This is a genomic window from Trichocoleus sp. FACHB-262 (assembly GCF_014696035.1).
In the GTDB taxonomy this organism is placed as follows: domain Bacteria; phylum Cyanobacteriota; class Cyanobacteriia; order FACHB-46; family FACHB-46; genus Trichocoleus.
Genome location: NZ_JACJPK010000071.1, coordinates 1 through 10,492, shown reverse-complemented (window position 1 = coordinate 10,492; position 10,492 = coordinate 1). Strand labels below are relative to the sequence as shown.

Here is a 10,492-nt window from a genome sequence, read left to right as displayed (position 1 = left end):
TGAGTTCTGCTTCACTCTCGGTAATCTCTAGCTGGTATACCCCGGCCATATTGATTGCTTGAACTCCACACCAGCTTTGTAGCATCTGTAGCTCTACTTTGAAGAATTGGTATTACTCAATGGTAGCGTGACGACTGCTGTGGCTGATGTATGAAGCACAGCAGCATCCAGAACAAAGTATTGCGGGGATCTTAGAGACAGCGGAATGGCAAGTGTTGTTGTCATTTAACAAAAAGCGGCTCTTACGCATATTCGGTGAGCGCGATCGCCCGTTGCCGCGATCGCAACCTCTGGTGGAGAGACTAATAGTTTGTCGATCTGGGGTGGGCATCTGAGGGAAGGAAGCAGAAGGCATTTTGAGAGTTGAGCTTGCGGCACTTCTAGCTCGCCTACATCGTCAGAGCTTCTGTTAATCTCGCTGTTGGCTTGTAACTCTAATGAACGAGCTTAAAACGTCTGGATGATGAACCGCTTTCTTACCCTGTGCTTGAGCACGATTCTTTTGATTGCAGCCGCCTCAGGGATGGCACAATCTGCCGCTCGCTCTGATGGGATGGCACAACTGCCACGCACCTGGCACACCTGTCCTGCAAACGTTCCAACCGCATCTGTTGCCCCCTTCCCCCAGTTGCATCCCAATGCTTTGCAGGCAAGAGTGCCCATCATGATGTATCACGACATTCTGCCAGCCAAGAAAGTGGCGTATGACTTAACGCCTAACGAACTAAGACAGCACTTTGAGCGGCTGAAGGCGAACCAGATGACCCCAATTAGCCTCGCTCAATTGATGGCTCATCTGCGCACCGGTAGCCCTTTACCTAAGAAATCGATCTTACTGACGTTCGACGATGGCTATGGAGGGCACTATCAGTACGCCTATCCACTTCTAAAGGAATATGGATACCCAGCTGTATTCTCGATTCACACCAGTTCGGTGGGGGTGAATGCTGGTCGGACTCACGTAAGCTGGCAAGAGCTCAGAACGATGGCCAATGACCCGCTCGTGACGATTGCATCTCATAGCAAAACTCACCCTGTGCTCACCAAGCTCTCTAATCAACAGTTGATCCAAGAAGTTGCCGATTCGAAGAAAATTCTAGAATCGAGACTGGCTCGCTCGGTGCAGTACTTTACGTATCCCTATGGTCTTTATGATGCTAGAGTCAAGCGAGCCGTTGCGAATGCCAACTATCTAGGCGCGATCGCTTATGCAGTGCCGACAGAGCGCTTTGCCAACCAGTCACCGGACTTGTTGAGTTTGGCTCGCTTTGAAAAGTCTCAGCTGGAAAAAGTGATTCCTCAAGCTTGGAGCGGTCCTCCTGCCCCACAGTGCAAGTGAACTGCAAACGGCTGGCTTATGTCCTGACGGTTCTCCAAGCCGCACCTGCTTATTTCATCGCTCCTCACCATAAATTTGTTCAAGTTTTGAGGAGAAGTTCAGCCCAAGCCTAGTGCGATCGTCCCTCGCCTTAGGTTGGGTTGACTAACAGGAAATTCAGCATTCCGAGCTTTTCAATCTCTAGCTAGCCCTGCTCATCCTTTGGAAACAGCGATTTGGTTGCTCACTTGAGAGAGAAACTCAGCCACCATTAAACTGATTAGGGGCAGCGATCGCATCCAAATTAGAGCAAACCCAATGTTTTGAGACTACGACGAGTCAGGTGTAATCGCTTAGGTGCATCTTCTATATTAGACATGGCAATGTTGGTGGCGAAGAAATAGACGTTATTATTTTGTTCTAAATAGCCAACAAGCCAGCCCACACCGGGGCTAACCTCTGTGGCCCAGCCTGTCTTTCCTCGTAAAATATAGTCTGGTGTTTGCTCCACAATCATGATGTCTTTAACTAAGTCAATTGTGCGTTTTGAGAAAGGCAAATCATTTTGCTCTAACCGTTGGAGAAACTCGATTTCTTGTTTCGGTGTAATTTGCAGCGGACCCTCTAACCAGAAGTGGTCAATTTGGTCTAGGGTGCCAATTTGGCGATTACCGTAGTTTGCTTGCTCTACAAACTTTTGCATTTGCTCATGCCCATTGCGACGAGCGAGGACTTGGTAGAACCAAACGGTAGAGTCTTTGAAGGCTTGACGGAGATTGGTATCTCGATTCCAAGCGGGAATTTCTCGCTGCACACCATCCCAAGTCAGAATTGCCAGATCATCCCGAATCACGCCTGTTTCCAGCGAAATCAGGGCATTGAGGATTTTGAAAGTCGAAGCGGGAAAGAAAGCCGTGGCATTTCGAGTCGGGTTATGTTCGTAGAAGCGATCGCGATTCTTGTCGTAGATGATGATCGAACCGTCTACCCCCGATTCCTGAAAGGCTTTCGCTAGATTTGGAGCTTGGGCAATCACAGCCTGCTCAGGATGCGCGATCGCTTGAGTGCTATCTCTTACAGGTATTACAGACTGAGAGTGGACAGGTGAAGCTACCAAACTGACTAGGAATAGTAGTACCAGGCTACAACCTAGCAAAGCCAATCGTCTGAACTGCTTACTCAAAATAGATGTGATTCCCCTCATGTGTCCTGATTATGAAACAGCAAGTTAAGCCTGTGGTGATACAGTGCAAGTCAGAGTGATTCCGGAAAGCACTAGTCAGGGTCAACATTTTTGGGCTGCCAATCTTCTCGGCTCAGTCGATAGACAAAGCAATCATCCTCACCAAATTGGCGACGCTCAACACACCGGAAGCCAAGCTGTTCGTAGAAGCGGTGAACACGGGTATTGCTGACCAGTGGATCAACCAGCACAGCCGTCACATCTGGGTCAGCAAAACATCGAGCCAAAGCAAGCTGAATCATTTTCGTTCCATATCCTTGACCCAAATCCATTGCTTCGCCAATCCAGATATCAATGGCGCGAAGATTGGCGGCAACCTCTCCCCAGTAATGGCTCTCCTCACAAGCGGGGTCAATAATTTGGATGAAGCCGATCGCACGCCCGTCTATTTCAGCAATTAGTTGTTCTCGCCAATCAGGAGTGCGATCGAGTTCCACTTCCCAGTGCCAATCGTCATTCGGGTCTGAAGCAATCACATGCGGTTGCTCATCCCAATGTCGTAGCAGAGCTAAATCAGCGGAGGTGGCAGGGCGGAGGTTCACCATAAAACTAATACTTTTGATAATTCACTGATAGTTTTCGGTACGAACGCGATCGCATCGCCATCAGCGTTACAATCAGCCCGATCAATCCAGTCAAGGTAAACAAAAGAGCAATTCCACGATCGGCACCTGTGCCAAACCAACTGCCAATCAAATCGGCACCTGCACCTGTGGTCATTAAGGGAATAAAGATAAATTGGGCGATCGGTCCAATCATAAACGCGGTCAATGGGGATGCTGCTTGTTCGATGCTTTGGGCAAACCCGAATACACGACCCTGACGTTCGAGCGGAATCACGGCCTGGATAATCGTTTGCTCAGATGCTTCAACCACAGGAATCAAGCACATGTAAATGAAGACACCGATTGCTAATAATGCGATCGATTTCTGAATCGTGAAGAACGCTGCAATAACCCACATGACAATATTTGACAGAAATAGCGTTCTGAGCGGACTTTTTCCCAACCCTACCTTGCCAACAACCAATCCACCGACAATAAAGCCTACGCTCAAAAAACCCCACAACGTGCCCCAGACCTGTACGGAGACTAGGGATAAGCCATAGGCATCCATCAGAGACATGAAAACTCCACCCAGGAAGTTGTTGAAGCAGTTGAAGAAAATCAGTCCAAATAGTCCAGGAACCAGATGGATCGCTCGAATTGTGCCGCGAATATCGATGTGATTGGTTTGATGTTCCAGATGGACAACTCCTTTTTCAGGAATAGCGATCGCCACTAAATGGAGAACCGCCAGAATCATCAGGCCCATTGCAAACACGAGCATCCAATAGGCACCCAGAAATCCGATTACCATGCCACTAAAGAGCGACGCAACGAGGAATGACACACCGTTTGCTGTGCCCACGAGCCCATTCGCTTTGTCACGCTCTGCTTCGGGAATCAGGATGGTCACAAGGGTGGGTAGGGCAATCGTGCGAATGTTTCCGGCGATCGCTCCCACCAATGCCAGCGTGATAAAGACCCAAAGCGGCACACTGGAAGGATTCGTAAAAACAGAGGATGGAGTTGAAACAAAAATAATATAGGCGAGGATGTACAAAATCAGAGAACAGGTACTCGAAAGCAGCATTGCTGTTTTCTTTTTGTATCGATCCACCAAAGATCCCAGGAAGAATCCAGAGAGGGCAACTGTCACCAGATACACACCTGCCATGACTGACATCACCAACACGGACTTCGTTTGCAGATACACCCAAAACGTGACGGCAAACCAAACAAAATTATTGGTCAGCGAAGCTAACAATGAGTTCGCTAAAACCGCGTAAAAAGTCTTGGTCATTCGCCAACCCCTCAATTCCTCAATTTCATATTGTCTCTGCCAACTTAGAGCTTCTTGAAATATCGGGCGATCGGTAACAGCCCAAAGCCTAGCTTTTCGTAAGTGTGACGGGCTGGAGCATGACCCGGATCACCTCCAGTCTCAACCATTGCAACAGAGATTCCAGCATCTTTCATCCAAGAGAGGGCAAATTCCATTAAAGCCGTGCCGATGCCTTGACCTTGAAAATCTGGATCGACTGCAACCATATAGACTTCACCCATGCTGCTCTCCGAGTGGAGTTTCACGGCGACAAAGCCCACAGTTAAACCAGTATCGATTCCTATAGCATCACCCTCTGCACTCATTGCCACCCACACATTGGTGTCTTCGGCAGTGCAGACTTCTTCAACAGCCTTTTGCTGGCTCACGCGCCAACCATCGGGATAGAATGAGCGATACACATCAGCGTCTATCACTTGCTGAAGTGAGTCAAAGACTGGAGTCCAAGCTCGAAGCGACAGCCGAACGACTGCTTCAAGTTGGCGATCGCCATAAGGTTCAATCCGGATTTTCATGGTTGATAGCGGTGATTACCTCCCAGGGAGAACTGCTTCGCATCGCATTTACATGAAATAAGACCATACAGTGATATAAAGTCAAGTGCATGGGGTTGGACAGGTAGTCTCTCTAGTAATACTACATTATACTACAAAAGTAATTGGGAATGAGGGAATGTGCTTTTAGATGGCGAGAGAATCTCAATCAGCTAGTTAACAAATATCCACGCGACACCCAAAGGCAAATCATATTGAGCATCGCGTGGATAATTTTTTCTGGTGGTAGAGTTGCTTTACGTTTTACTGCTTCCGCCGATAATGGGCGGTCATGAAGTGATGCCACTGCCCGTCATCTCCCAACATATGGGAAGTCAGGATTCTGTGATCGTCGCTCTTGAACTCGATCGCGTCTTTGTACTTTGCCATCTTCTCTTCACCCGTCATTGTTGGTCCATCAGAAGCAAGCGTTAGCACAGTTTCACCTGCGTCTAATTCACCGTCATATTGCCAGAGATACGTCATCATTGATCCGACCCAAGTGCCTACGTAACGCTGTTTCTGTGGGTCGTAGCCCAGGGTCATCAGCGTTGTTGCAGGACCACAAGGCATCTCGCCCTGTCCTTCCGCCAATATCCAGAGCCCACCCACTGAGCGAACCGTCTCAGTTCCTGTTGATTTTACCCAAGGTTGGTCTGGTCCCATCATTGCTTCGGTTTCATAGGTCCATTCACCCACCAGCTTCTGGAGCCACTGATGTTCTTTCTCAGGTTGAGTGGACATTGGTGAAATTTGTTCGGTTTTCGTGGTTTCCATCTTTATCTCCTTGTGATGAATCTTGATGAATGAGGATTGCATTGGGGTTGGTTCACACTTCTATTCCTGAGCAGATTCAACTCGATCAACTGCGCTGGATTCCATGTACATCAGCTCCCAAATATGTCCATCTAAATCTTGAAATCCATGTGCATACATAAACCCGTGGTCTTGAGGTTCCTGGTAAGTTGTGCCACCTGCGGCGATCGCATTGCGAACCATCTCGTCAACTTTTTCTCGGCTCTCCATTGATAAGCACGTCAACACTTCGGTACTTTTGGTCGCATCACAAATCGGATTTGGGGTGAATGTCTGGAACTTCTCATGGGTCAAGAGCATCACGAAGATATTCTCGGAGACAATCATGCAGGTAGCTGTTTCGTCAGTAAATTGAGGATTGAACTGGAAACCAAGTTGCGTAAAAAACGCGATCGATTGCTGGAGATTTTTAACAGGTAGATTGACGAAGATTTGAGTACTCATGGTTTTTTCTGGTGTAGTTTGTTGTAGTTGTATCAGTTGAAAGATGATTCAAGACTCACACTACTTGCTCACAGTTGACCATCCACGGTGTCCCGAACTGATCAATCAACATGCCAAAGCGAACAGACCAAAAGGTTTGAGCGATCGCCATTTTCACTTTGCCGTTTTCTGCTAGAGCGTGAAAAATCCGTTCTGCTTCCTCTGGGTCGGGTACACTCACCTGCACATAAAAGCCTTGAGGGGGTTCAAAATATCCCGGTGGGCAGTCAGATCCCATGAGTAGACGATCTTTCAGTTCAAGACAGGCGTGCATGATTTTGTCATGCCACTCCGGTGAAACATTTTCTGCGGAGGGTGCCTCTTTATGCGTCATCATCATGGTGATTTTGCCCCCGAGACATTGCTCGTACAACTTGAACGCTGCCTCACAGTTGCCGTCGAACATCAGGTAAGAATTGAGTTGCATTGATTTCTCCTTTAGTTATCGATTCTGCGTTTTGATCAGCTAATCGGTCGCAGATGCAGTTACTTTTGCTGTCGCGTTTCAATCTGGGCGCGAATGCGGTCTTCCTGCTCCCTTAATTCGGGGGTCAGGAGTTCATCAAAATTCTCTGCCTCGAATATGGGACGGATTTCAATCTCGGAGTCTCCTGGCATTGGGTTGGGGCAGCGCTTCACCCAAGCGATCGCCTCTTCAATGGAATCCACCTGCCACAGCCAGTACCCTGCAACTAGCTCCTGCGCTGGAGTGAATGGTCCCTGGGTGACGGAGCGTTCCGTACCTGAAAACTTCACCCGCACTCCTTTTGAGCTAGGATGAAGCCCCTCACCGGCCAGCAAGATACCTGCCTGGGCTAATTCTTCGTTGTACTGCCCCATTTCAGTCAAAAGCTGTTCGCTCGGCATGACTCCAGTTTTAGAGTCTTGGGTTGCTTTGACAAAGACCATAACTTTCATTGTGAATTCTCCTGTTGAGTGGTTTTGAGTTGGATTGCTAAGGGTGTGCCGATCGCGAACTCGCTGCGACACGCTTGAGTTCATCAATCTCAATCTTCTTCATTTTCAGCATGGCAGTGGTAACGTTTTGAGAGGTTGCTGCATCGGGGTGATTGAGCAACTCAATCAGAATGCGAGGAATAATTTGCCAGGAGACGCCGTATTTGTCCTTGAGCCAGCCGCATTGCTGTGCAGTTTCATCTCCACCCGCAGACAGTTTTTGCCAGTAATCGTCCACTTCCTCCTGGGTATCGCAAAAGACTTGGAAGGAGATCGCCTCGTTAAATTTGAAGGCTGGACCTCCGTTCAGCGCTGTGAACGGTTGACCATCGAGTTCAAAGCTGACGGTCATGACGGTTCCGGCTGTTTTTCCGTGAATTTCCTGTCCAGCTTCTCCGTATCGGCTGATGTGGATGATCGTGGAATTGCGAAAAACCGATGTATAAAACTGAGCGGCTGCTTCGGCTTGATCATCAAACCATAAACAGGGAGTGATGTTGGGATTGTTTTGCATGAGGGTTCTCCTTGAGTTCAAGCGGTTGAGGACAGTCATGACTGTGCTGGTAGTCCCGCAACTTCAATGACAGGACGAATTTCGACGGTGCCAACTTTTGCACCTGGGATTTGAGAGGCGATCGCAATGGCCTCATCGAGATCTTGAGCATCAATGAGGAAAAAACCACCCAATTGTTCACGGATTTCCGCAAAGGGTCCATCCGTTATTAGTGATTTGCCGTCACGGACACGGACACTGGTTGCCGTGGCGACAGGGTGAAGTGGAGCAGTTGACAGATATTGTCCCTTGGCGTTGAGTTCTTGGGCGAGTTGAGCAGATTCCGCATAGCATTGCTCCCGCTCGGTTTCGTTCAAGGCGTTTTCATCCATGTAGATCAGCAGCATGTATTTCATTCGGTTGCCTCCATTCTTGGCCTTTGCAAATAAGTCGAACGACATCAGCTCAAATCGACACCTCTTAAAAATTTTTCGTCAGGTACGATCGAGCTTTTGCTCTCTTATAAGTCCGTCGAACGGCGATCGCTCAAATCGACACCTCTTGAAAATTTAATTATTTAGTACAATTGTTCTTTGCTGTCGTGTATTGTTATCGTGTTCCCTTATAAGTCCGTCGAACAGCGATCGCTCAAATCGACACCTTGTCAAAAGTTTTGATGTCTTTTTATGTCAGATATGGCTTCAAACACAAAATTGGATGTTGCTCAGGCGATCGCTGACACGTACCGCACTGAATGGGGGCAGATTGTTGCCATCCTGATTCGGCTGGTGGGAGATTTTGATGTAGCTGAGGAAGCGGCACAAGAAGCGTTTTCGGCGGCTGTAAATCAGTGGCAGACCAGTGGGATTCCTGATCTTCCTCGCGCCTGGATTATCCGAACCGCTCGATATAAAGCGATCGATCGCCTGCGACGACGGACACGACTCACTGAGAAACTAGAGTGGTATGCAGCATCTGGGTTAATTCCATCGAGCGAGGAGCCAACCTACGATAGCGATGAAATTTCAGACGATCGACTGCGGTTGATCTTTACCTGCTGCCACCCCGCACTGGCGATCGAGTCGCAGGTCGCTCTGACACTACGAATGTTAGGTGGGCTGGAAACCGACGAAATTGCCCGTGCGTTTCTTGTGCCTACAGCAACGATGGCACAACGGCTGGTACGGGCTAAGCGCAAAATTCGGGATGCGGGCATTCCCTACAAAGTGCCCGACACAACCGCTGTTTCTGCCCGAATCGAGGCAGTGCTGACGGTGATTTATCTCATCTTTAACGAAGGCTATGCGGCGACCAAAGGCGAGACAATCGTGAGAGCTGACCTCTGCACCGAAGCCATTCGACTAGGGCAACTAGTACGAACATTGATGGCACCCCAACCTCCTTCAGAAGTCACGGCACTGGTGGCACTGATGTTGCTGCATGACTCGCGGCGAGATGCTCGTTTGGATAAGGCAGGCGATCTCATTCTGCTAGAAGACCAGGATCGCAGTCGTTGGAATCACCCACAAATTGCCGAGGCACTACCGCTGGTGGAAGCAGCACTGCGCGGCGGCACGGGTGTTTATGCTCTGCAAGCAGCGATCGCCGCCCTCCACTGTCAGACAGCGATCGCCGAAGACACTGATTGGGTACAGATTGTGCGGCTCTATGAGGTGCTAGAACGCTTGCAGCCTTCACCCATTGTGACCTTGAATCGAGCCGTGGCGATCGCGATGGCAGATCATCCTCAAGCAGCACTCGTTCTGATTGATAGACTTGCTACAGAACTCGACAGTTATCATTTATTTCACGCTACCCGGGCTGATCTCTTGCGGCGTGTCGGAGCATTCCAGGAAGCAACCCAAAGCTACACACGAGCACTGGAACTCGTTACAAATGACAGTGAGCGCCACTTCCTGGAGCGTCGATTGCGCGAAGTGCAGCCCTAACATCTTCACCTTCACGTTAGCTAATAGAGAATTCAGACATGAATCACAATCCCAGCATCCTCTCACACGTCTCAATCGGCACCAATGATTTCGAACGAGCGATGCCTTTGGCACACGCAAAGCGTGAACGCCTTCTATGACGCTGTGTTGCCGACGTTGGGCTGCAAGCGATTGATGGAGCATCCGGGGGCGATCGCCTATGGCAAACAGTACCCCGAATTTTGGGTAGGAACTCCATTCGATGGGGAACCTGCAACGGTTGGTAATGGTACTCACATTGGTTTTATCGCTCCCACTAAAGAAGCGGTTCATGCCTTCTATGAGGCAGCACTCGCAGCAGGAGCCAAAGACGACGGTGCTCCTGGTGGCAGACCCGACTATAGTGAGCCGTATTACGGCTGCTTTGTTCGCGATCCCGATGGACATAAGATAGAAGCCGCCTTTTGGGATGAGCAGCTTGAGCAGAAGCTCGAGCAGAAAAATGTTTAACCAGAGAATGAGGCGTTTTTAGATGTGTCTTGAACCAGCCTTCGATCTGCCAACGATGCCGCCCCCACCAGACAATTGTGCTGGCTTTGAGCGACTTGGTTGAGAGCACATAGCGCTTCAAGCGTGGCTTGCCCTCTTCGCGCTTGAGGTAGAACCAAGCCACGGTGACAGGGAAAGCGAGCCCTTCGAGGCGCACCTGCTGCTCTGGCTTGTGCAGATGGAACAGTTGCCGTCCATCTTGGAGGAGACGGTCATAGCGAACGCCTGTGATCCTTCTTTTGTTACTACGGTGAGAGGAAACTGATCAGTTGCACTCAAGCAGAT

The 10,492-nt window shown here is 49.2% G+C and carries 14 protein-coding genes; 4 read left to right on the top strand and 10 right to left on the bottom strand.

Going from position 1 to position 10,492, the window contains the following annotated elements:
- The first annotated feature begins 146 nt into the window (after positions 1-146).
- Entirely contained in the window at positions 147-335 is a 189-nt protein-coding gene (locus H6F68_RS13350) for a hypothetical protein (RefSeq protein ID WP_190559698.1), read from the top strand.
- A gap of 125 nt (positions 336-460) precedes the next feature.
- Positions 461-1,339 (top strand): polysaccharide deacetylase family protein, encoded by an 879-nt coding sequence (locus H6F68_RS13345; RefSeq protein ID WP_190559696.1) that lies wholly within the window; start codon positions 461-463, stop codon positions 1,337-1,339.
- Positions 1,340-1,622: 283 nt separating this feature from the next.
- Here the strand turns inward: H6F68_RS13345 and blaOXA are convergent, their stop codons facing one another.
- From blaOXA to H6F68_RS13295, 10 genes are all read right to left on the bottom strand, one after another.
- A complete protein-coding gene (gene blaOXA / locus H6F68_RS13340) occupies positions 1,623-2,435 on the bottom strand; it encodes a class D beta-lactamase (protein ID WP_206755524.1) in 813 nt (270 codons plus the stop codon).
- 158 nt (positions 2,436-2,593) lie between these two features.
- Positions 2,594-3,106, bottom strand: a complete 513-nt coding sequence (locus H6F68_RS13335; RefSeq protein ID WP_190559692.1) for a GNAT family N-acetyltransferase — start codon at positions 3,104-3,106, stop codon at positions 2,594-2,596.
- A 4-nt stretch (positions 3,107-3,110) separates the two neighbouring features.
- Positions 3,111-4,406 (bottom strand): MFS transporter, encoded by a 1,296-nt coding sequence (locus H6F68_RS13330; RefSeq protein WP_190559690.1) that lies wholly within the window; start codon positions 4,404-4,406, stop codon positions 3,111-3,113.
- Positions 4,407-4,450: 44 nt separating this feature from the next.
- The gene (locus H6F68_RS13325) at positions 4,451-4,963 is read right to left on the bottom strand and encodes a GNAT family N-acetyltransferase (RefSeq protein ID WP_199300070.1); all 513 of its coding nucleotides are present in this window, start codon (positions 4,961-4,963) and stop codon (positions 4,451-4,453) included.
- Between the two features lie 282 nt (positions 4,964-5,245).
- Positions 5,246-5,758, bottom strand: a complete 513-nt coding sequence (locus H6F68_RS13320; protein WP_190559688.1) for a DUF1579 domain-containing protein — start codon at positions 5,756-5,758, stop codon at positions 5,246-5,248.
- Positions 5,759-5,818: 60 nt separating this feature from the next.
- A complete protein-coding gene (locus H6F68_RS13315; RefSeq protein WP_190559686.1) occupies positions 5,819-6,241 on the bottom strand; it encodes a VOC family protein in 423 nt (140 codons plus the stop codon).
- 55 nt (positions 6,242-6,296) lie between these two features.
- Positions 6,297-6,707, bottom strand: coding sequence for a VOC family protein (locus H6F68_RS13310; protein WP_190559684.1), 411 nt, complete (start codon positions 6,705-6,707; stop codon positions 6,297-6,299).
- A gap of 59 nt (positions 6,708-6,766) precedes the next feature.
- Positions 6,767-7,198, bottom strand: coding sequence for a YciI family protein (locus tag H6F68_RS13305; protein WP_190559682.1), 432 nt, complete (start codon positions 7,196-7,198; stop codon positions 6,767-6,769).
- A 37-nt stretch (positions 7,199-7,235) separates the two neighbouring features.
- Positions 7,236-7,751, bottom strand: a complete 516-nt coding sequence (locus tag H6F68_RS13300) for a VOC family protein (protein ID WP_190559680.1) — start codon at positions 7,749-7,751, stop codon at positions 7,236-7,238.
- Between the two features lie 35 nt (positions 7,752-7,786).
- On the bottom strand, positions 7,787-8,146 hold the full coding sequence (locus H6F68_RS13295; protein ID WP_190559678.1) for a YciI family protein: 360 nt from the start codon (positions 8,144-8,146) through the stop codon (positions 7,787-7,789).
- A 279-nt stretch (positions 8,147-8,425) separates the two neighbouring features.
- On the opposite strand from H6F68_RS13295, the gene H6F68_RS13290 reads away from it, so the two are divergent.
- Complete coding sequence (locus H6F68_RS13290) at positions 8,426-9,679, top strand: RNA polymerase sigma factor (protein WP_242065497.1); 1,254 nt, start codon at positions 8,426-8,428, stop codon at positions 9,677-9,679.
- 84 nt (positions 9,680-9,763) lie between these two features.
- Positions 9,764-10,168: a VOC family protein gene (locus H6F68_RS13285; protein ID WP_242065496.1), complete on the top strand. Its 405-nt coding sequence runs from the start codon at positions 9,764-9,766 to the stop codon at positions 10,166-10,168.
- Positions 10,169-10,492: the final 324 nt, after the last annotated feature.